Source organism: Delftia sp. HK171 (assembly GCF_001886655.1).
Classification (GTDB): domain Bacteria; phylum Pseudomonadota; class Gammaproteobacteria; order Burkholderiales; family Burkholderiaceae_C; genus Comamonas; species Comamonas acidovorans.
Map to the genome: position 1 here is coordinate 1,734,969 of NZ_CP018101.1, position 20,786 is coordinate 1,755,754.

Annotated in this window: 16 protein-coding genes and 1 pseudogene; 11 read left to right on the top strand and 6 right to left on the bottom strand. The window is 69.8% G+C overall.

Translation table 11 applies throughout. The features are described 5' to 3' along the window. The first annotated feature begins 43 nt into the window (after positions 1–43). The 9 genes and pseudogenes from mdlC (at position 44) to BO996_RS07860 (ending at position 12,847) form a co-directional block, all read left to right on the top strand. Positions 44–1,677: pseudogene (gene mdlC, locus BO996_RS07820) on the top strand (benzoylformate decarboxylase). Between the two features lie 28 nt (positions 1,678–1,705). Continuing rightward, positions 1,706–2,644, top strand: a complete 939-nt coding sequence (locus tag BO996_RS07825) for a ketopantoate reductase family protein (RefSeq protein WP_071954434.1) — start codon at positions 1,706–1,708, stop codon at positions 2,642–2,644. Between the two features lie 42 nt (positions 2,645–2,686). Further along, positions 2,687–3,661, top strand: a complete 975-nt coding sequence (locus tag BO996_RS07830) for a Bug family tripartite tricarboxylate transporter substrate binding protein (RefSeq protein WP_071954435.1) — start codon at positions 2,687–2,689, stop codon at positions 3,659–3,661. Positions 3,662–3,739: 78 nt separating this feature from the next. Further along, complete coding sequence (locus BO996_RS07835) at positions 3,740–4,738, top strand: Bug family tripartite tricarboxylate transporter substrate binding protein (protein WP_013804051.1); 999 nt, start codon at positions 3,740–3,742, stop codon at positions 4,736–4,738. A gap of 453 nt (positions 4,739–5,191) precedes the next feature. Beyond that, positions 5,192–6,412: an efflux RND transporter periplasmic adaptor subunit gene (locus tag BO996_RS07840; RefSeq protein WP_071954436.1), complete on the top strand. Its 1,221-nt coding sequence runs from the start codon at positions 5,192–5,194 to the stop codon at positions 6,410–6,412. Then, positions 6,409–9,582 (top strand): efflux RND transporter permease subunit, encoded by a 3,174-nt coding sequence (locus BO996_RS07845; RefSeq protein WP_071954437.1) that lies wholly within the window; start codon positions 6,409–6,411, stop codon positions 9,580–9,582. Before BO996_RS07840 ends, BO996_RS07845 begins: the two co-directional genes overlap by 4 nt. 11 nt (positions 9,583–9,593) lie before the next feature. Then, a complete protein-coding gene (locus tag BO996_RS07850) occupies positions 9,594–10,913 on the top strand; it encodes a TolC family protein (protein ID WP_071954438.1) in 1,320 nt (439 codons plus the stop codon). Between the two features lie 202 nt (positions 10,914–11,115). Continuing rightward, the gene (locus tag BO996_RS07855) at positions 11,116–12,216 is read left to right on the top strand and encodes a sensor histidine kinase (protein WP_071957049.1); all 1,101 of its coding nucleotides are present in this window, start codon (positions 11,116–11,118) and stop codon (positions 12,214–12,216) included. Next, positions 12,209–12,847: a response regulator transcription factor gene (locus tag BO996_RS07860; RefSeq protein ID WP_043824892.1), complete on the top strand. Its 639-nt coding sequence runs from the start codon at positions 12,209–12,211 to the stop codon at positions 12,845–12,847. Before BO996_RS07855 ends, BO996_RS07860 begins: the two co-directional genes overlap by 8 nt. Positions 12,848–12,908: 61 nt before the next feature. Here BO996_RS07860 and BO996_RS07865 read toward each other — a convergent pair whose 3' ends face one another. The 5 genes from BO996_RS07865 to BO996_RS07885 all read right to left on the bottom strand — a co-directional run bounded on the left by BO996_RS07865 (position 12,909) and on the right by BO996_RS07885 (position 18,409). Next, positions 12,909–14,591 carry an MFS transporter gene (locus BO996_RS07865; protein WP_071957050.1) on the bottom strand — a complete coding sequence of 561 codons (1,683 nt, stop codon included), beginning with the start codon at positions 14,589–14,591 and terminating at the stop codon, positions 12,909–12,911. 11 nt (positions 14,592–14,602) lie between these two features. After that, positions 14,603–16,501 (bottom strand): amidohydrolase, encoded by a 1,899-nt coding sequence (locus BO996_RS07870; protein ID WP_071954439.1) that lies wholly within the window; start codon positions 16,499–16,501, stop codon positions 14,603–14,605. Between the two features lie 122 nt (positions 16,502–16,623). After that, a complete protein-coding gene (locus BO996_RS07875; protein WP_012203487.1) occupies positions 16,624–16,896 on the bottom strand; it encodes a XapX domain-containing protein in 273 nt (90 codons plus the stop codon). A gap of 40 nt (positions 16,897–16,936) precedes the next feature. After that, positions 16,937–17,635, bottom strand: coding sequence for a hydrolase (locus BO996_RS07880; protein ID WP_071954440.1), 699 nt, complete (start codon positions 17,633–17,635; stop codon positions 16,937–16,939). 69 nt (positions 17,636–17,704) lie between these two features. Next, positions 17,705–18,409 carry a pirin family protein gene (locus BO996_RS07885; protein ID WP_012203489.1) on the bottom strand — a complete coding sequence of 235 codons (705 nt, stop codon included), beginning with the start codon at positions 18,407–18,409 and terminating at the stop codon, positions 17,705–17,707. A gap of 102 nt (positions 18,410–18,511) precedes the next feature. Between BO996_RS07885 and BO996_RS07890 the strand changes: the two genes are divergently transcribed. Continuing rightward, positions 18,512–19,435, top strand: a complete 924-nt coding sequence (locus BO996_RS07890) for a LysR family transcriptional regulator (RefSeq protein WP_063327170.1) — start codon at positions 18,512–18,514, stop codon at positions 19,433–19,435. Between the two features lie 39 nt (positions 19,436–19,474). Here the strand turns inward: BO996_RS07890 and BO996_RS07895 are convergent, their stop codons facing one another. Next, complete coding sequence (locus BO996_RS07895) at positions 19,475–19,999, bottom strand: YqaA family protein (protein ID WP_013804040.1); 525 nt, start codon at positions 19,997–19,999, stop codon at positions 19,475–19,477. A gap of 105 nt (positions 20,000–20,104) precedes the next feature. On the opposite strand from BO996_RS07895, the gene BO996_RS07900 reads away from it, so the two are divergent. Further along, the gene (locus BO996_RS07900) at positions 20,105–20,719 is read left to right on the top strand and encodes a hypothetical protein (RefSeq protein WP_071954441.1); all 615 of its coding nucleotides are present in this window, start codon (positions 20,105–20,107) and stop codon (positions 20,717–20,719) included. Positions 20,720–20,786 lie beyond the last annotated feature (67 nt).

Sequence of the window (20,786 nt, forward strand, 5' to 3'; positions counted from 1 at the left end):
GGCACGCACCGGGCGGCTGGCCCATTCCCCAGGAGACCCCATCTTGCAAGCACCCACCACACCGCGCAGCCAGCCCGCCGAGGCATCCCCTTCCGCCGCGACCTACACCGTGCGCCATGCCGTGATCGCCATGCTGCGCGAGCTGGGCATGACGCGCATCTTCGGCAACCCGGGCTCGACCGAGCTGCCGCTGTTCCGCGACTACCCCGAAGACTTCTCCTATGTGCTGGGCCTGCAGGAAACCGTCGTCGTGGGCATGGCCGACGGCCACGCCCAGGCCACGCGCAATGCCAGCTTCGTGAACCTGCACTCGGCTGCGGGCGTGGGCCACGCCATGGCCAACATCTTCACGGCCTTCAAGAACCGCACGCCCCTGGTGATCACGGCGGGCCAGCAGGCGCGCTCGCTGCTGCAGTTCGACCCCTTCCTGCACTCCAACCAGGCCGCCGAGCTGCCCAAGCCCTATGTGAAGTGGAGCTGCGAGCCCGCGCGCGCCGAAGACGTGCCCCAGGCGCTGGCGCGCGCCTACTACATCGCCATGCAGGAGCCGCGCGGCCCCGTGCTGGTCTCCATTCCCGCCGATGACTGGGACAAGCCGGCCGAGCCCGTCACGCTGCGCCATGTGGGCTTCGAGACGCGGCCCGATCCGCGCACGCTGGAGCTCATCGGCCAGGCGCTGGACGCCGCGCGTGCCCCGGCCCTGGTCGTGGGCGCGGCCGTGGACCGGGCCCAGGGCTGGGATGCCGTGGTCGCGCTGGCCGAGCGCCACCAGGCCCGCGTCTTCGTGGCCCCCATGAGCGGGCGCTGCAGCTTCCCGAGGACCATCCCCTGTTCGCCGGCTTCCTGCCCGCCATGCGCGAGCGCATCGTGCAGCTGCTGTCCGGCCATGACGTGGTCTTCGCCGTGGGCGCGGCCGCCTTCACCTACCACGTGGAAGGCGAGGGCCCGCACATCCCCGAAGGCACGGCGCTCTACCAGTTGATCGAAGACCCGGCCATTGCCGCCTGGGCCCCCGTGGGCACGGCCGCCGTGGGCAATGTGCGCATGGGCGTGGAGGAGCTGCTGCAGCGCCCCGCGCCCGCACCGCGCCAGGCGCCCGCACCCCGGCCCGCAGCGCCCGTGCCGGCCGCGCCCGCCGCAGGCGAGCGCATGTCGGTGGCCTTTGCCATGCACACGCTGGCCCAGGTGCGCGACCGCCACAGCATCGTGGTGGAAGAGGCGCCCAGCTCGCGCTCCACCATCCAGACCTACCTGCCCATCTTCCACTCGGGCACCTTCTACACCATGTGCAGCGGCGGCCTGGGCCACAGCATGCCGGCCGCCGTGGGCGTGGCGCTGGCGCAGCCCGAGGCCAAGGTGGTCGCCGTCATCGGCGACGGCTCGGCCATGTATGCCATCCAGGCCCTCTGGAGCGCAGCCCAGCTGCGCCTGCCCATCAGCTTCGTGATTCTCAAGAACCGCCGCTATGCGGCGCTGCAGGACTTCGCCCATGTCTTCGGCTACCGCGAGGGCGAGAAGGTCGAGGGCACCGAGCTGCCCGACATCGACTTCGTGGCGCTGGCCCGTGGCCAGGGCTGCGACGGCGTGCACGTGGAGAACGCGGCCGAGCTGGCCGATGTGCTGGCGCGCGCGCTGGCCCATCCCCGGCCCATCGTGGTCGAGGTCGAAGTCGCCTGAGGCGAAGCCCCCTGCAGGAGACACGGCAATGGAAAACACAAGAAGCATAGGCATCCTCGGCGCAGGCGCCATGGGCACCCTGTTCGGGGCGCGGCTGGCCCGCATCGGCCTGGACGTGACCCTGGTCGATGTGAACGACGAGCTGCTGCAGGCCCTGAACCGTGATGGCGCGCGCTGCCACACCGATGAGGGGCTGCTGCAGGCCCGCGTGCATGCGGCGCGGGCCGAGCAGCTCACGGCCGGGCCCGCGCTGTGGCTGGTCTTCACCAAGTCGGCCCACACGCGCGCTGCACTGCAGGGCATTGCCCATCTCATCGGGCCGGACACGCACTTCCTGAGCCTGCAAAACGGCATAAGCCATGCCGATGTGTTGCGTGAAATGGTGCCGCTCGAACGCATCGCCGTGGGCGTGACCACCTGGCCTGCGCGCGTGATGTCGCCGGGCGAGGTGAGCTCCATGGGGCAGGGCGGTATCCGCTTCATGCCTTGCGATGGCCAGCGCAGCGCGGTCTTCGACCTGCTGGCGGAAGACCTCAACCGCGCAGGCATGCATTGCCGCATCGACCCGCAGGTGCAGGAAGCCATCTGGGAGAAGCTGGCCTTCAATGCCGCCTTCAACGGCGTGTGCGCCGTGACGCGCCAGACCGTTGACGGACTGGCCAATCCGCAGGGCGAGGCCCTGCTGCAGCGCGTGCTGGACGAGGTGCTGTCCGTCGCCCATGCCCATGGCGTCGCCGCCAGTGCCGAGCGCGTGGGTGCGGCGGTGCGCGATGCGCTGGACCACCACCGGGGCCACCAGCCCTCGATGCTGCAGGACCTGCTGGCCGGCCGTGCCACCGAGACGGGCGCCATCCACGGTGCCGTGCTGCAGGTGGCCGACCGCCTGGGCATTGCCGTGCCCGTGACGCGCACGCTGCACGCACTGGTCAGCCTGTCCGAGAACGCGGGCGCCGTCGCACCGCGCTGAACGCGCTCAAGGCAAAACGAGCCACTACAAGAAGGAGACAAGATGCTGCGCAGACAAGCACTCAAGGCCGCACTGGCCATAGGCGCCCCGCCCCTGCTGGGCATGGGCACGGCACACGCACAGACCGGCAAGCCCGTCGAATGGGTGGTGGGCTTTGCCGCAGGCGGCGGCTCGGACGCCGTGGCGCGCACCGTGGGCGAGTCCTTTGGCAAGGCCCTGGGCCGCACCGTGGTCGTCATGAACAAGCCCGGGGCCGGCACCAACATCGCCGCCGAATACGCGGCGCGCACGCGCGAGCTGGGCAGCCTGGTCTTCACGGCCGACTTCGCCACGCTGGCGGCCAACCCCCACCTGTTTCGCAAGCTGGCCTACAACGCCGAGAAGGACTTCGTGCCCATCGGCCTGCTGGCGCGTTTCCCGCTGTTCCTCGTGGTCGGCAACCAGCTGCCGGTGCACAACCTGCAGGAGTTCACGCAGTGGGTGAAGGCCCAGCCAGGCCCCGTCAGCTATGGCAGCCCGGGCCTGGGCACGCCGCACCACCTGGCCACCGAACTGCTGGCCCAGCGCCTGGGCCTGAAGATGTCCCATGTGCCCTATCGCGGCGCGGGGCCGGCCCTGATCGATGTGATCGGCGGCCAGATCCCCTTCATGCTGGCCGACAGCGCGGCGGCGGCCCAGCACATTGCGGCCGGCAAGCTGCGCGTCATCGGCGTGGCCAGCGCCGAGCGGCTCAAGAGCCACCCGGGCGTGCCCACACTGGCCGAGCAGGGCGTGAAGGATTTCGAGGCCCATGCCTGGCAGGGCCTGGTCGCACCCGCAGGCACGGACGACGCCACCGTACAGGCCTGGTCCGTGGCGCTGCAGCAGGCGCTGCGCTCGCCTGCCGTGCTGGCGCGTTTCGAGGCGCTGTCGCTGGAGCCGCTGCCCGGCACGCCTGCGCAGATGCGTGACTACTGGCGCAGCGAAAGCCGGCGCTGGGGCCTGGTCATCGAGTCGGCGGGCATACGGCTGGACTGACCGTAGCGCCGCTGCGCCGCTGCTGCTTCAGGCGCCCTCACCGTTTTCAAGAACTCATAACCCAAGGAGACATAGCTCATGCACAAGACAACCCCCTTCAGCCGCTGGCGCCGCCTGGGCCTGCTGGCCCTGCTGGGCGCGACGGCCTCGGTCCCTGCGCTGGCGCAGAAGGCCGGCGACAAATGGCCCGAGCGCCCCGTGCGCCTGGTGGTGAACTTCGCGCCCGGCGGCGCGGCCGATGTGCTGGCGCGCGCCATCACGCCCACCATGTCCCAGGTGCTGGGCCAGTCGGTGGTGGTGGACAACAAGCCCGGTGCGGGCGGCAACATCGGCATCAGCGAAACCGTGCGCGCGCCCAAGGATGGCTACACGCTGCTGCTCAGCTCGGGCGGGGCCATCACCATCAACCCGATGATCTACAGCAAGCTGGCCTTCAATCCCGAAAAGGACTTGACGCCCGTGGCTGCCGTGGCGCGCGTGCATGTGTTCCTGGAGACCAATCCCGCCGTGCCCGCCACCAACGTGGCCGAGTTCATCAAGCACCTGAAGGCCAACCCCGGCAAGCTGTCCTACGGCTCGCCGGGCCAGGGCAGCTCGCCCCATTTGGCCGGCGAGATGTTCAAGCGCATGGCCGGTGTCGATGCCGTGCACGCCCCCTACAAGGGCGCGGGCCCGGCGCTCAGCGACGTGCTCAGCGGGCAGCTGCAGTTCTGGTTCGACCCGGGTCCGGGCCTCAAGCAGGTCGAGGCCGGCAAGCTGCGCCTGCTGGCCATCGGCAGCCCGCACCGCTCGCCGCAGTACCCCAACGTGCCCACGCTGGCCGAAAGCGGCCTGCCGGGCTTTGATGCGGACACGCTGTTCGGCATCTACGCGCCCACGGGCACGCCCGAATCGGTGATCGAGGCCGTTCGCACTGCCGTGGCCAAGGCGCTGGAGCAAAAGAACGTCAACGACGTCATCCTCACCCTGGGCGCCACGCCCGCGCCGCTGAGCCGCAAGGCCTTCATCGACCACCACGCCACCGAGCGCGAGCGCTTTGGCGAACTGGTGAAAGCCATCGGCCTGAAAGTGGACTGAGCTTTCCTGCAGGCCATCGTCCGCAAGCCGCCCGCTCAGCGCTGGCGGCTTTTTTCTTTCCGGGCCGGGCTGGGCTGGGCCGGGCCGAGCCGAGGGGGCCTTGTGCCGGCCATCTTCTATACGAAGGTATATCCCGCATCCACCAATGAACAGGCCAGCCTTCCCAACAAAGGCTGGCCGCAGGCACTTTCGCCTTTGATAATTCCGGGCACATATTGCACTGCAGCAAACAGGGCTCCCGGCCTGCACGGGGACTGCGCCACCCACACGCAAAGGAGTACCCCATGGACCCCGATCCTGATTCCGATCCCGATCCTGCCAGGCGCTGCCGCGCCGTCCCTTCCCGTCTTTCCCTTCTTCCATTTCTTGATCTGCCCGGACCCGGGCGGAGGCCTGTGATCGCCTGAAGGGGCGAGAGGTCTGCGCGGGTCCGTGGCACCCGGAGACCTCAGGATGACCCGCTTTCTCGCTTCTGAACGACCAGGCCGACCCCATGGCCAACCACATGGCCTGCACCCGCGCCATCCCTTGCTGGCGGCCGCCTGGCCTGTGGGCGGGCTGCTGATCAGCGTGGCCATGGCCGCCTGCAACGGCCCGGCCGAAACCCAGGCTGCAGTGGCAACCCCCGCCACCGCCGCCACCGCCGCCCCGCAGCCTGCCCCCGTGCGCCGGGAAGGCAACCTCATCGTGGTGCCCGAAGGCTCGCCGCTGCGCGAGCGCCTGCAGGTGGCCGAGATCGCCCTGCAGCCGCTGCAGACCCGCCTGTCGGCCCCCGCCACCATCGAGGCCGAGCCTGAAAAGCTGGTCCGCATCACGCCGCCCGTGGCGGGCCGCCTGGTGCGCCTGCACCACCAGTTGGGCGATGCGGTGAAGGCCGGCGATGCGCTGATCACCATGGACTCCTCCGAGATCTCCAGCGTGCGTGCCGAGCACGCCAAGTCCCAGGCCGCGCTGCTGCACGCGCGCCAGGAGTTCGACCGCCAGAAGCTGCTGTTCGATGCCGAGATCGCCGCGCGCAAGGACTACGAGGCCGCGCAGCAGTCGCTGGCCGCCGCGGGGGCCGATGCGCGCGCCGCCTCCGACCACCTGTCCCAGCTGGGTGCGGCCGTGCAGGAAGGCTCGCGCGGCAGCTACGTGGTCAAGTCGCCCATCAGCGGCCGCGTGGTGGAGATGGCGGGCTCGCAGGGCGGCTACTGGAACGATGTGAATGCCTCCGTCATGACCGTGGCCGACCTGCGCAAGGTCTGGCTCAGCGCCAGCGTCAGCGAGCGCGACCTGGCCCATGTGGACGTGGGCCAGCAGGCCCACATCGCGCTGGCCGCCTATCCCGACCTGCAGCTGCAGGGCCGCGTGCAGTACGTGGGCGAGCTGGTGGACACCGCCACGCGCAGCGTCAAGGTGCGCGTGGCCGTGGACAACCCCGAAGGGCGGTTGCGCCCCGGCATGTTTGCGCGCGTGGGCTTCGACGCCCCGGCGCGCCAGGCCGTGATGGTGCCGGCCGCGGCCCTGCTGCAGGGCCAGGTCAGCACGCGCGTCTTCGTGGACAAGGGCGGCTGGCGCTTCGAGCCGCGCGACGTGCAGGTCGGCGCGCAGCAGGACGGCCAGGCCGAGATCCTCTCGGGCCTGGCGGCCGGCGAGCGCGTGGTGGTCAACGGGGGAGTGCTGCTGCAATGATCGAGCGCATCGTCAACATCGGCTTTTCGCGCCGCGGCGTGGTCTGGCTGGTCTTTTGCTTCGCGGCCCTGTATGGCGTGTTCAGCTGGAAGCAGCTGCCGCTGGAGGCCTATCCCGACATTGCCGACGTGACCTCGCAGATCGTCACCCAGGTGCCAGGCCTGGCGGCCGAGGAGATAGAGCAGCAGATCACCATTCCGCTGGAGCGCGCCCTGCTGGCCACGCCCGGCATGCACGTGCTGCGCTCGCGAAGCCTGTTCGCGCTGTCGCTGATCACCGTGGTCTTCGAGGACGGCGTGGACGGCTACTGGGCGCGCCAGCGCCTGAAGGAGCGCATCGACGAGGTCACGCTGCCCTATGGTGCCCGCGCCGGGCTGGACCCCTACAGCTCGCCCACGGGCGAGGTCTACCGCTACACGCTGGAAAGCCCGGTGCGCAGCCTGCGCGAGCTGTCCGAGCTGCAGCAATGGGTGGTGATCCCGCGCCTGAAGAAGGCCCAGTCCGTGGTGGATGTGACCAACTTCGGCGGCCTGACCACGCAGTTCATGCTGGAGCTGGACCCCGCGCGGCTGCTGCAGTACGGGCTGGCGCTGTCCCAGGTGATCGAGGCCATCAATGCCAACAACGCCAGCGGCGGCGGCAGCGTCATCGACCGGGGCGATGTCTCCTATGTGGTGCGCGGCGTGGGCCTGCTGGGCTCGCTGGACGACATGGGCAACGTGGTCGTCAAGACCACGGACAGCGGCACGCCCGTGCTGGTCAAGGACCTGGGGCGGCTGACCTACGGCAACGTGGAGCGGCGCGGCATCCTGGGCAAGGACGGCAACTCCGACACCCTGCAGGGCATCGTGCTGCTGCTCAAGGGCTCCAACCCCTCGCAGGCACTGGAGGGCATCCATGCCGCCGTGGAGGAGCTCAACGGCAAGCTGCTGCCGCCCGACGTGAAGGTCGTGCCCTACCTGGACCGCACCACGCTGATCGAGCGCACCACCCACACCGTGGGCAAGACCCTGGCCGAAGGCCTGATCGTCGTCACCCTGGTGCTGCTGGTCTTCCTGGGCAGCCCGCGCGCGGCGCTGATCGTGGCGCTGACCATTCCCATGGCGCTGCTGCTGGCCTTCATCTTCATGCACCACGCGAAGATTCCGGCCAACCTGCTGTCGCTGGGCGCCATCGACTTCGGCATCCTGGTGGACGGGGCTGTGGTCGTGGTCGAGAACATCCTGCGGCGCCGCGAGGCCGACCAGAACCGGCCGCTCACGCCCAGGGATGCCATCACGGCCACGCTGCAGGTGGCGCGGCCCATCTTCTTCGGCATGTGCGTGATCGCGGCCGCCTACCTGCCGCTGTTCGCCTTCGAGCGCATCGAGTACAAGCTGTTCTCGCCCATGGCCAGCGCCGTGGGCGCGGCCCTGGTCGGGGCGCTGGCCGTGGCCCTGCTGCTCACGCCGGCCCTGGCCTGGCTGGCTTTCCGCAGGCCGCGCAGGATCTTCCACAACCCCGTGCTGCACCGGCTGGGCGTGGGCTATGACCGCTTCCTGGGCGTGGCCGTGGGCCGCGTGCGCTGGCTGGCGGGGGCCGTGGCAGCATCGCTGCTGGCGCTGGGCGTGCTGGCCGGCACCATGGGCCGCGACTTCCTGCCGTACCTGGACGAAGGCTCCATCTGGCTGCAGGTGCAGATGCCGCCCGGCATCACGCTGGACAAGGCGCGCGACATGGCCGACGCGCTGCGCAGCGCTGCGCTGGAGTTCCCCGAGGTCTCCTACATCGTCACCCAGACCGGGCGCAACGATGACGGCACGGACTACTGGACGCCCTCGCACATCGAGGCCAGCGTGGGCCTGCATCCCTATGGCGAATGGAAGTCGGGCCTGACCAAGCAGCAGCTGATCGCGAAGATGGCCGCGCGCTTCGACCAGCTGCCCGGCTACTCCGTGGGCTTCATGCAGCCCATGATCGACGGCGTGCAGGACAAGCTGTCCGGCGCGCACAGCGACCTCACGGTGAAGGTCTTCGGCCAGGACCTGGCCGAGGACCGGCGCGTGGCCGATGCCCTGGTGGCCGTGCTGGAGAAAGTGCCCGGCGCGGCCGACGTGGCCGTGGACGTGGAGCCGCCGCTGCCCAACCTGCGCATTGCGCTGGACCGCGCGGCTGCCGCGCGCTACGGCATCCATGCCTCCGAGGTGGCGCAGCTCATCTCCACCGGCGTGGGCGGGGCCTCCATTGGCCAGCTCTACGTTGGCGAGCGCAGCTACGACATGGCCGTGCGCTTCACGCCCGACACGCGCAGCAGCCCCGAGGCCATCGGCGCGCTGCGCCTGTCGGCGGCCAACGGCGCCCAGGTGCCGCTGGCCGACGTGGCGCGCATCACCACCACCGTGGGCCAGAGCGTCATCGTGCGCGAGGGCGGCGAGCGCCACATCCTCGTCAAGCTCAATGTGCGCGGCCGCGACCTGGCGGGCTTCCTCAAGGATGCGCACACCGCCATCGACCAGCACCTGGACTACGACCGCCAGAAGCTGCACATCGAGTGGGGCGGCCAGTTCGAGAACCTGCAGCGTGCCGAGGCGCGGCTGCTCATGATTCTGCCGCTGACGCTGGGCATCATGCTGGTGCTGCTGTTCGGCGAGTTCGGCAACCTGCGCCAGCCGCTGCTGGTGCTGGGCGTGGTGCCGCTGGCCATGATCGGCGGCTTTGCGGGCCTGCACCTGCGCGGCATGACGCTCAACGTCTCCAGCGCCGTGGGCTTCATCGCGCTGTTCGGCGTGGCCGTGCTCTCGGGCGTGCTCATGGTCTCGCAGATCAACCGGCTGCGCCGCGAGGACGGCCTGGGCCTGCGCGAAGCCGTGCTCGAAGGCGCCTCCAGCCGCATGCGCCCCGTGCTGATGACGGCCACCGTCGCCGCCTTCGGCCTCACGCCGGCCATGCTGGCCACGGGCCTGGGCAGCGACGTGCAGCGGCCCCTGGCCACCGTCGTCGTCTGCGGCCTGTTCAGCGCCACCTTGCTGACCCTGCTGCTGCTGCCCAACCTCTACTACGTGATCGAGGCCCGTGCCGCCCGCGCGGCCGAGCGCCGCCAGCGCCGCGCCGCTGAACGCGGTGAGAGCGGCGAACCGGATGCCGCCGAGGACGAGGGCCGCCGGCACACCGCAACGAGCCAACCCCATTGATGCGAGTCGCCATGCAAACGACCCTTTTCTTCCCCAGGCAGGCCCTGGCCCTGCTGCTGTGCCTTGGCGCCGCAGCCCAGGCGCAGACGGCGCCGTCCGCCGGCCTGCGCTTTTCCGACTACCTCAACGCCGTGGAGCAGCACAGCCCCCTGCTGCGCTCGGAGGAGCAGGGCGTGGAATCCGCGCGTGCCGGCATCGGCATCGCCGGCATACGCCCCGACCCCAGCCTCACGCTGGGCGCCTCGCGCGAGCAGGTGCGCACCGGCCAGCCCCGGCCCACCACGCGCAACTACGAGATCAGCATGGAGCTGGAGACGGGCGGCAAGCGCGCCGCGCGCATCCAGTCCGCACGCAGCCAGGTGCGCCTGTCCGAGGCCGGCCTTGAAGGCGTGCGCAGCCAACTGTTCTCCGATGCCGCCCAGGACTACACCCAGGCCTGCCGCGACTCGCTGGCGCTGGAGCGCAAGCAGCAGACGCTGAAGGCGCTGGGCGACGTGGTGCAGGCCAACGAGCTGCGGCGCAAGGCCGGCGACATCGGCGGCGTGGAATGGCTGCAGTCGCGCGTGGAACGCGACCGCTTCCAGGCCGAGGTGGTGCAGGCGCGCGCCGAGGCGCAGACCGCGCGGCTGGCGCTGTCCGTCCCGCTGGGGCGCCGCCTGTCCGAAGTCTTTGCCAGCGACACGCTGCAATGCGGCTTCATGGAATTGGCCGAAGACTCGGGGCTGGAGGATGCCGACGCCCTGGTCGCCCAGGCGCTGCAGTCGCGCGCCGAGGTGCGCATCGCCCAGGCGGCGCTGGAGCATGCGCGCGACAACGCGGGCCTGGCCCGGGCCAACCGCTGGGTCAATCCCACGCTGGCCGTGGGCATGGCCGCCGTGCCGTCCACGGCGGCCGGCACCGATGCCCAGGGCAATCCCTTCGATGGCGGCGGGCGCTCGCGCACGCTGTCGGTCTCGGTCAGCGTGCCGCTGCCGCTGTCGCGCCTGGACCGGGGCGATCTGGTGCAGGCCGAGGCGGCCGTGACCCAGGCCATGCTGGCCCTGCAGCAGGCCCAGAACCGGGCCGAGGCCGATGTGCGCGGCGCGCGCTTTCGCCTGACCGCCGCGCGCGAGAACGTGCAGCGCTACCGCGACGGCGTGCTGCGCGATGCGCAGCGCGTGCTCGAAGGCATACGCCTGTCCTACCGGCATGGCGAGGCTTCGCTGCTGGAGCTGCTGTCCGCCCAGCGCTCGGCCGACGAGGCCTACCTGGGATCGCTGGAGGCCGAGACCGAGCTGGCCAAGGCCACGGTGGAGCTCCAACTGAGCGTGGGCCGGCGGCCAGTGTTGTGAACCCCCTGAGCCGCTGCGCGGCTTCCCCCTCTCTCGCTACGCGGGAGGGGACGACACCTTCGGTGCGGGGCGTCCCTTCCTCGGTGTCCCTTGTTTTGGGTCGCGCCAGTATCGTACGGTTCGGGTATAGCTTGCATTCAGGTGCAGCGCCTTCTTGAATGAGAATTGGCAGCTGACAGTCCATTCCTTTTCCCTGCACGCCATGACCACCGCTCTGCGCCGCTTTCCCCATTGGCCCCGGGCCCTGATCCTGGCGGCCATGGGCGTCGCCATGGCCGCGATCTTCGCGCTCGACACGCTGACCGACTACGCCGTGGCGGCCGCCGTGTTCCATACCGCCATCATCCTGGTGGCGGTGCGCTGGTTCAGCCCGCGCGTGGTCATCGGCCTCACGGCGCTGTGCATCGTGCTGACCCTGGCCAGCTTTGCGCTCACGCCTGCCGGTGCCTATCGCACCGGACTGATCAACATGGTGATCAGCATTCTGGCCATTGCCATCACGGCCTATCTGGGCCTGAAGATGGTGGCGGCCCAGAACGCGGCCCATGAGGCGCGCACCCAGCTGATGCGCATCACCCAGACCACCAGCCTGGGGCAGTTGACGGCCTCCATCGCCCATGAGGTCAACCAGCCGCTGGCCGCCATCGTCACCAGCGGCAATGCCTGCCAGCGCTGGCTGGCCCAGGAGCCGCCCAATCTCGCCAAGGCCGGCCAGGCGCTGGAGCGCATCCTGGGCGATGCGCAGCGCGCCAGCGATGTCATTGCCCGCATCCGCAGCATGGCGCGCGGCGAGGCGCCCAGCCGCCAGTCCTTCGACCTCAACGACGCCGTGCGCGAGATGGCACGCCTGTCGGACGCCGAGCTGGACCGGCGCGGCGTGGCCCTGGACCTGCAACTGGCGCCCGCGCTGCAGCCGGCCTGGGCCGACCGCGTGCACATCCAGCAGGTGCTGGCCAACCTGCTGCTCAACGCCATGGATGCCATGCAGGGCACGCCGGCCGCGCAGCGGCGCATCACCGTCACCACCCAGGCCCTGGGCCAGCAACTGGTACTGACCGTGGCCGATGCGGGCGAAGGCCTGTCGCCCCTGGCCCGCACTCACCTGTTCGATGCCTTCTGGACCACCAAGCCCGACGGCATGGGCCTGGGCCTGAACATCTGCCGCCATATGGCCGAGGCCAACGGCGGCCGCATCTGGGCCACGGACCGCGAGGACACGCGCGGCGGCACGGTCTTTCACATCACCATTGCCTGCGCCCCGGCCACGGGCGACAGGTCTTCCACGGGATTGCGCCATGGCTGAACCCTCCACGGCCGAAGCCGAGGCACTTGTCTACATCGTCGATGACGACGCCTCGGTGCGCGCCGCCATCGAGGACCTGCTGGCTTCGGTCGGCCTGTGCGTGCGCGCCTTCGGCGCCACGCGCGAGTTTCTGGACCACTGGCAGCGGCAGCCGCCCGCGGGGCCTGCATGCCTGGTGCTGGACATCCGCATGCCGGGCCAAAGCGGCATGGATTTCCGGCGCCAGATGCTGGAGATGGGCCTGAAGCTGCCCACCATCTTCATCACCGGCCATGGCGACATTCCCATGAGCGTGGAGGCCATGAAGACCGGCGCCATCGAGTTCCTGACCAAGCCCTTCCGCGACCAGGACCTGCTGGACGCCATCCAGCAGGGCATTGCCCTGGACCGCCAGCGCCGCGCGCTGGACGCCGGCGAACAGGCGCTGCGCGCCTGCTGGCAATCGCTGTCGCCCGGCGAGCAGGAAGTGGTCGTGGGCGTGGTGCGCGGCCTGCTGAACAAGCAGATCGCGGCAGACCTGGGCGTGAGCGAGATCACGGTGAAGGTACGGCGTGGCCAGGCCATGCGCAAGATGCAGGTGCGCACGCTGGCCGACCTGGTGCGTGCGCTGGAGCGGCTGGATATCCGCTGAGGTGTCCTGGCAGGCCGGGCGCAGGCCAGGCGCAGGCCAGGGGCCGGCCTGCCGCAACGCTTCAGTGGGCGTGGCCGTGCGCCGGTGCCTGCGCAGGCCCGCTTGCGGCACTGGCAGCACTGGCGGCACTGGCGGCATCCAGCGCCAGGAAGTGGTGGACCACGGGCCGCTCGGGGCCGATGTGAAAGCGCAGCGCCTGGGCCTGCAGATCGGCATCGGCCCTGGACACGCGCTGGTGCTGGCGCAGATGCTCGGCCCAGGACTCCACCAGGAACCACTCGATCACCCGGCCCGGCTCGCCCGTGTGCTCGGCAATGCCCCAGGCATAGGCGCCATCGCGCCGCCGCTCGCGCGCCACATGCTGCATGGCCTCGATGAAGGCTGGCAGGTCGTCGCGGCGCACCTGGTACTCCACCTGGATCATTACCGGGCCGCGGTCATGGGCCACGGGTTCGGCCAGCAGCGGCTCGGGCCAGTGGTTGGAGGCCTGCAGGTCCGCCTCGCCCGTGGGCAGCTTGATGCGGTGGAACACCAGCGAGATGGCCACCAGGCCCGCCGCGCCGATCAGCAGCGCCGTGGGAATGCCCACGCCCTGCGCGAACAGCCCCCAGGCCAGGCTGCCGCCCGCCATGGCGCCGTTGAACACCATCAGGTAGATGGCCAGTCCCCGGCCGCGCACCCAGTTGGGCAGCACCGCCTGGGCCACGCCGTTGAGCGTGGTCAGCGCAATGATCCAGCCCAGGCCCAGCACCAGCATCAGCAGCACGGCAGCCCATTGCGGCGGCGCGGTGGACAGCGCGGCCATCACGGCGGCGCTGAGCACGGAGGACAGCAGCACCAGGCCATCGGCATCCAGCCTTTTGCGCAGGCGCGGCAGCACCAGTGCACCCAGGATGGCGCCTGCGCCCACGGCGCCCAGCATCACACCGTAGAAGCCTGCCGAGCCGCCCAGCATGCGCCGCGCCACCAGCGGCAGCAGGGCCCAGACCGAGCTGGCGAAGAGGAAGAACACGGCGGCGCGCAGCAGCACCACATGCAGCTCGCGGCTGGAGCGCGCATAGCGCAGGCCTGCGCGGAAGGCGCCGAAGAACTGCTCATTCAGGGCCGAGACCTCGGCCTTGGGGCGCTTCCACCAGACCAGCGCGGCGATCACGAACACATAGCTGGCCACGTCCGCGCCATAGGCCGCCGCCGCGCCGAAGCTGGCCAGCAGCAGGCCGCCGGCCGCAGGGCCCAGGGCGCGTGCGATGTTGATGCCCAGCGAGTTCAGCGCCACCGCGTTCTTGAGGTCGCTGCGCGGCACCAGCTCGGGCACGATGGACTGCCAGGTCGGCCCCATCAGCGCCGCGCCTATGCCGCCCACGAAGGTCAGCGCCACCAGGTACTCCACGGTCAGCGTATTGGTGCGTGCCAGCAGCAGCAGGCTGGCGCTGACGGCGGCCAGCAGGATCTGGATGCCGATCAGGAAGCGTCGGCGGTCCAGGATGTCGGACAGCACACCGGCCGGAATCGCCAGCAGGAAGATGGGCAGCGTGGCCGCCGTCTGGATCAGGGCCACGGCGGCCGGGCTGGCCGACAGCTCGGTCACCATCCAGGAGCTGGCCACATCGCGCATGAAGCTGCCGATGTTGCCCAGCACCGTGGCCGCCCACAGCACCGCGAACACGGGCTGGCGCAGCGGCGCGAAGCTGCCGGAGGAACTGCCGGCAACAGCTGGGGCAGACGGCTTGGAATCGATGGACATGGCCTTGCTCCTCAGGCCATCCAGCAGGAGCAGCCCAGCGCGCCGAAGAAGCTTCGGGGGTCCGAGGTCGGCACGTTCGATGCCCATGCGTCGGCATGGCTGTGGCCGTGCATGCCGCAGCTGGTGCCGCAGCCGCAGGCCGCCGCCAGGCTGCGGTAGCGCGCGGGGTTGAGCGAGTTCCTGCCCGCGCCCTCGGGCTCGCCCCAGGCGCCGTAGCCGCCAAAGCGCCGCACGGGCGACCAGTCGGGCATGGCCGGCGGCAGGGGGTTGTCGTCATGCGGCTGGAAGGGGCCTGCGCCATAGACCACGCGGCCGCCCACCACGGTGAGCTCGGAGGTGAGGAAGGAGATCTCGTCCTCGGGCACGGCGAAGTAGTCCTTGCTGGGCACGATCATGTCGGCCAGCTGGCCCACCTGGATGCGGCCGCGCAGGCCTTCCTCGTTGGAGAACCAGGCCACGTTCTCGGTCCACATGCGCAGCGCGGTCTCGCGGTCCAGCAGGTTGCGCTGGGGGTACATCTGCAGGCCGCCCACGGTCTTGCCCGTCACCATCCACGACAGCGACACCCAGGGGTTGTAGGAGGCCACGCGCGTGGCGTCCGTGCCGGCCGAGGTCTTCACGCCGCGCTCCAGGATCTTCTTGACGGGCGGCGTGGCCTCGGTGGCGCGTGCACCGTAGCGTTCGGTGAAATATTCGCCCTGGTAGGCCATGCGGTGCTGCACGGCCACGCCGCCGCCCAGCGCCGCAATGCGGTCGATGGACTTGTCCGAAATGGTCTCGGCATGGTCGAAGAACCAGTTCAGGCCGTCGATGGGCGTGTCGCGGTGCACCTTCTCGAATACATCGAGCGCGCGCGAGATGGTCTCGTCATAGGTGGCGTGCAGGCGCCACGGCCATTGGTTCTGCACCAGCACGCGCACCACTTCCTCCAGGTCGCCCTCCATGCTGGGCGGCATGTCGGGGCGCGGCTGGCGGAAGTCCTCGAAGTCGGCGGCCGAGTACACCAGCATCTCGCCCGCGCCGTTGTGGCGGAAATAGTCGTTGCCCTGCTTGTACTTCACGCTTTGCGTCCAGTTGAGGAAGTCGGCCTTCTCCTCCTTGGGCTTTTGCGTGAACAGGTTGTAGGCCAGGCGCACGGTGATCTGGTTGGCGTCGCTGAGCTTCTGGATCACGTCGTAGTCGTCGGGGTAGTTCTGGAAGCCCCCGCCCGCATCGATCACGCCGGTCACGCCCAGGCGGTTGAGTTCGCGCATGAAGTGGCGCGTGGAGTTGACCTGGTAGTCCAGCGGCAGCTTGGGACCCTTGGCCAGCGTGCTGTAGAGGATGGTGGCGTTGGGCTTGGCCAGCAGCAGGCCCGTGGGGTTGCCGTTGGCATCGCGCGTGATCTCGCCGCCTGCGGGCTGGGGCGTGTCGCGGGTGTAGCCCACGGCGCGCAGGGCGGCCGCGTTGAGCAGGGCGCGGTCATACAGGTGCAGCAGGAACACCGGCGTATCGGGCGCGATGGCGTTGATCTCGTCGATGGTGGGCAGGCGCTTTTCCACGAACTGGTGCTCGGTGAAACCGCCGACCACGCGCACCCACTGCGGCGCAGGCGTGATGGCCACCTGGCGCTTGAGCATGTCCAGCGCGTCGGCCAGCGAGCGCACGCCGTCCCAGCGCAGCTCCAGGTTGAAGTTCAGGCCGCCACGGATCACGTGCGTGTGGTTGTCGAACAGGCCGGGCAGCACGCTGCGGCGCTGCAGATCGATGCGGCGCGTGCCGCTGCCGGCCAGGGCCAGCACCTCGGCGTCCGAGCCCACGGCGATGAACCGGCCGTCCTTCACGGCCACGGCGGTGGCGGTGGGCTGGGCCTTGTTCAGCGTGGTGAAGCGGCCGTTGTGGAAGATGACTTCGGGCGTGGAATCGGACATGGAGGCTCCTTGGCGAGCGTTGGTGGTGCAACCCAGCAGTCCACCCATGGCAAGGGTGGCAGCGGAGCCCAGGACTTTTCTGCGCGTGGTCATGGTGCAGTTTTCTTGGAGAGGGGGAGGGGTCAGCCGTGGTGCCGATCGGCATCGGCATCGGCGTTCTTGCGGCCGGGCAGCTGGCCCAGCACATGCTCGGTGGCCTGCGTCTTGCTGCAGGCGCTGCGCAGGTCCATGCCCTGCAGCAGATGCCGGCCCACGGGCACGATCTGCTCGCCGGCCAGGATGCCCAGCAGGCCGACCAGGGCCACCAGCGGCGGTGCGGGCGAGCGCACCTGCAGCAGGCTGTAGACCACGCCGACCAGCAGGCCGGCCCCAAGGGAAAGTGCGTAGAGCTTCATGGTGTCACTCCGTGGACGGGGCCGGCGGCGGCGCTGGTGCTCAGGCCTTGGCGGGGTTCGGGCCCACGGTCTCGCCATGCTGCACGCGCTCGGCCGCCTTGTGCACCATGGTGTAGGCATAGTCCACGCCCATGCCGTAGGCGCCGGAATGCTCGCGCACGATGTCCATCACCGCGTCGTAGGTCTCGCGGCGGGCCCAGTCGCGCTGCCATTCCAGCAGCACCTGCTGCCAGGTCACGGGCACCACGCCGGCCTGCACCATGCGGTCCATGGCGTAGTTGTGCGCGTCCAGCGACGTGCCGCCCGAGGCGTCGGCCACCATGTAGATCTCGTAGTCCGTGTCATGCAGGGCCGACAGGGCGAAGGTGGTGTTGCACACCTCGGTCCACAGGCCGGAGACCACGATCTTCTTGCGGCCCTGGGCGGCGTTCCTGGCCAGTGCGTCCCGCACGTTCTGGTCGTCCCAGGAATTCATGGAGCTGCGCTCCAGCAGTTGGTGCTCGGGGAACACGGCCAGCAGTTCGGGATAGGTGTGGCCGGAGAAGCTGCCCGTCTCCACCGTGGTGATGGTGGCGGGGATGCCGAAGGCCTTGGCCGCCTTGGCCAGGCCGACCACGTTGTTCTTGAGCACCTGGCGGTCGATGGACTGCACGCCGAAGGCCATCTGGGGCTGCTGGTCGATGAAGATGATCTGGCTGTTGGCGGGCGTCAGGACTTCGAGGTACTTGCGGTCGGTCATGGTGATCTCCTGTGAGGGGTTGGACGGGGTACGGGAAATGTTTTCTTGGAAAGAGGCGGGCAGGGCGCTTCAGCGCGCCGTGTCGACGAGCACCAGCTCGGTGTCGGCCAGGGCCGTCACACGGAAGCTGTCCACATCGCTGATGGCGGCGCCGTCGCGCTCCTGCAGCGTCACGCCGTCGATCTGCACCGAGCCGCTGGCCGGCACCAGGTAGCCCAGGCGGTCGCGGCCGATGCGGTACTCCGTGCTCTCGCCGGCCTTCAGCGTGGCGCCCAGCACCCGGGCGGCGGTGCGGATGGGCAGGGCGTCCTCGTCACCGGGCAGGCCGCTGGCCAGGGCCACGAAGCTGCCCGAGCGCTCGCCCTTGGGGAAGGGCTTGGCACCCCAGGACGGGGGCTGCTGGCCGCGCTCGTCGGGCATGATCCAGATCTGGAAAATCCGCGTCGTGTCCTTTTCCTGGTTGTATTCCGAGTGGCGGATGCCGGTGCCCGCGCTCATCACCTGCACATCGCCCGCTTCGGTGCGGCCCTTGTTGCCCAGGCTGTCCTGGTGGGTGATGGCGCCTTCACGGACATAGGTGATGATTTCCATGTTGGCGTGGGCATGGGGCGGGAAGCCCGTGCCGGCGGCGATGGTGTCGTCGTTCCACACCCGCAGCGCGCCCCAGCCCATGCGGGCCGGATCGTGGTAGCCGGCGAAGGAAAAGTGATGCTTGGCATCGAGCCAGCCGTGGTTGGCACCGCCAAGGGCTTGGAAGGGACGGCGTTCGATCATGGTGTTCTCCTGCTGCGTTGTGTGTTGCGATGGATGAACTTTATGTTTTGCCGATCAAGAAGAGAATAGAAAATATGCAAAGACATCTATTCCAAAACTTTCATGCCAAGACTTCCTGACCTCGAAGCCTGGGCCGTCTTCGCCAAGGTGGCCGAAACGGGCTCCTTCGCCAAGGCCGCCGCCGACCTGGGCGTCTCCCAGCCCACCATCTCCAAGGCCATCACACGGCTGGAGACGCGGCTCAAGACCAGCCTGTTCCACCGCACCTCGCGGCGCATGTCGCTGACGGCCAGCGGCCAGGCCTCGCTGGAGCGCGCCGCGCGCATCCTGGCCGAGGGCGAGGCCGTGGAGGCCGAGATCAGCGAGCAGTCCAAAAGCCTGCGCGGCCCCATCCGCATTGCGGCGCCCATGTCGTTCGGCATCTCGCACCTGGCGCCGGCCGTGCCCGCCTTCATGGCCGAGCACCCGGAAGTCACGCTGGACCTGCACTTCAGCGACGAGCTGATCGACGTCGTGGCCCAGGGCTTCGACATCGCGCTGCGCATCTCCTCGCTGCCCGACTCCAGCCTGCTGGCGCGGCGCCTGTGCACGGTGCGCCTGCTGCTGGTGGGATCACCCGAATACTTCGAGCGCCACGGCCGCCCCTCCCATCCGCGCGAGCTGGCTCAGCACCGCGCGCTGCGCTATGTGCACAGCCGCCTGGGCGAGGCCTGGCGCTTCGTGCATGCGCGCCGCGGCGAGTTCGCCCAGGTCGTGCCCACGGCCATGCGCGTGAACAATGCCGAGGGCCTGGCGCCGGCCCTGCGCGCCGGGCTGGGCCTGGCCCTGCAGCCCGAATTCCTGGCCTGGGAAGATTTGCAATCGGGTGCGCTGCAGACCTGCATGGACGACTGGCAGGTGCCCTCCATCGCCCTGCACATCGTCACGCCACCCGGGCGTGCCCGGCCGGCGCGCGTGCAGGCGCTGATCGATTTCCTGGCCGCGCACTTCGCGCTGGCACCCTGGGCGCGCGAGCCGCAGGCGTAGATCGCAAAAGGGGAGGGCTTCGGTGGGAGGGCTTCGGCCTCAGCTGGCCCAGGAAGCCGGCAGCAACTGCAGCAGCACCACCGTCATCACCACATAGCGCAGGAACTTGCCGATGGCCATGTAGAACACGCAGGGCCAGAACGGCAGCCGCAGCCAGCCGGCCACGGCGCACAGCGGATCGCCCACCACGGGCAGCCAGCTCAGCAGGCAGGCCTTGGCGCCCAGGCGGCGCAGCCACACGCGGGCGCGGCGCTCATGGCGGGACAGGGCGCGGGGCGGCTTGGCCCGCAGATCCTCGGGCAGTCCGGCGCGCCGCCGCTCGCGGGCCGCACGCCAGGCCTTGTGCGCACCCAGGCCCATCCACCAGCTGATGGCGCCGCCCAGCGTATTGCCGGCCGTGGCCACGAAGACCGTCTGCCAGAACAGATCGGGGTTGAGCTGCAGCAGGCCCACCACCGCAGGCTCGGAGCCCAGCGGCAGCAGCGTGGCCGAAATCAGGGCCACGATGAACACGGTGCTGAGGCCGAACTGCGGCAGCGCCAGCCAGCCCAGCAGTTGATGCATCCAGACTTCCATAGGTGCTGTAAGTGTAGGTCTGCGCTGGCTGACGCTTTGTCGGCCTGAAGCTATCGTGAGGCCTGTTCCAGAACCACAAGCACAGGGGGCGTCATGCAGACAGGGCGGATTGCAGGATGGGCGGGATGGGCGGCATTGGGAATGGCAGCAGCCGGCCTGGCCGGCTGCGCTGCGTTGCAGCCACCGCCAGGCAAGGACACCACCGTGGTGGCACAGGCCGCTGTCCAGGCGCCGCCCGCCCAGGCTGCACCGCCCTCCGCCTGGGGCAAGGCGCTGCAGGCCAAGGGCTGCACCCTGCCGGACCCGGCCGTGGGCGACAGGCTGGAGCAGCTGCAGCGTGAGCTGGAGCCGCTGGGCCTGGAGCCGCGTCTGCAAGGCTGCGTGAGCCTGGCCGGGTCCGAGCCCGGCCCGGCCCTGGTGCTGGACGCCTGGGTGACCGACGGGCGCAAGGCCATGGCCGTGGTGCGCGGCCCGCTGGCCGACGGCGAGGCGCTGGACCTGGGACTGGAGGCTGGGCTGCAGACAGCTGGGCCGCAGACAGCCGGGCAGCCGAAAGCCGGGCTGCAGAAGGTCGGCCTGCGACCCATGCCCGACGACCAGGTCTCTCCCGACGTGCAATTCAACCGCCGCTGGTGGCAGGGCCGGCTCGGTGCCTACGGGCTGCAGGCCGTTCCGGGCCAGGTGCGCACCTTCGTGCCCACACCATGAAAACTGCGCACTGTCTTGTTTTCGCTGCTTGGCCGTCTTGACGGCCCGGTTTTAGCCCTGCTGAAAA

Coding starts and splice junctions, on each gene's coding strand:
- BO996_RS07825 (WP_071954434.1), top strand. CDS start 1,706: ATGGAAAACACAAGAAGCATAGGCATCCTCGGCGCAGGCGCCATGGGC.
- BO996_RS07830 (WP_071954435.1), top strand. CDS start 2,687: ATGCTGCGCAGACAAGCACTCAAGGCCGCACTGGCCATAGGCGCCCCG.
- BO996_RS07835 (WP_013804051.1), top strand. CDS start 3,740: ATGCACAAGACAACCCCCTTCAGCCGCTGGCGCCGCCTGGGCCTGCTG.
- BO996_RS07840 (WP_071954436.1), top strand. CDS start 5,192: ATGACCCGCTTTCTCGCTTCTGAACGACCAGGCCGACCCCATGGCCAA.
- BO996_RS07845 (WP_071954437.1), top strand. CDS start 6,409: ATGATCGAGCGCATCGTCAACATCGGCTTTTCGCGCCGCGGCGTGGTC.
- BO996_RS07850 (WP_071954438.1), top strand. CDS start 9,594: ATGCAAACGACCCTTTTCTTCCCCAGGCAGGCCCTGGCCCTGCTGCTG.
- BO996_RS07855 (WP_071957049.1), top strand. CDS start 11,116: ATGACCACCGCTCTGCGCCGCTTTCCCCATTGGCCCCGGGCCCTGATC.
- BO996_RS07860 (WP_043824892.1), top strand. CDS start 12,209: ATGGCTGAACCCTCCACGGCCGAAGCCGAGGCACTTGTCTACATCGTC.
- BO996_RS07865 (WP_071957050.1), bottom strand. CDS start 14,591: ATGTCCATCGATTCCAAGCCGTCTGCCCCAGCTGTTGCCGGCAGTTCC.
- BO996_RS07870 (WP_071954439.1), bottom strand. CDS start 16,501: ATGTCCGATTCCACGCCCGAAGTCATCTTCCACAACGGCCGCTTCACC.
- BO996_RS07875 (WP_012203487.1), bottom strand. CDS start 16,896: ATGAAGCTCTACGCACTTTCCCTTGGGGCCGGCCTGCTGGTCGGCGTG.
- BO996_RS07880 (WP_071954440.1), bottom strand. CDS start 17,635: ATGACCGACCGCAAGTACCTCGAAGTCCTGACGCCCGCCAACAGCCAG.
- BO996_RS07885 (WP_012203489.1), bottom strand. CDS start 18,409: ATGATCGAACGCCGTCCCTTCCAAGCCCTTGGCGGTGCCAACCACGGC.
- BO996_RS07890 (WP_063327170.1), top strand. CDS start 18,512: ATGCCAAGACTTCCTGACCTCGAAGCCTGGGCCGTCTTCGCCAAGGTG.
- BO996_RS07895 (WP_013804040.1), bottom strand. CDS start 19,999: ATGCATCAACTGCTGGGCTGGCTGGCGCTGCCGCAGTTCGGCCTCAGC.
- BO996_RS07900 (WP_071954441.1), top strand. CDS start 20,105: ATGCAGACAGGGCGGATTGCAGGATGGGCGGGATGGGCGGCATTGGGA.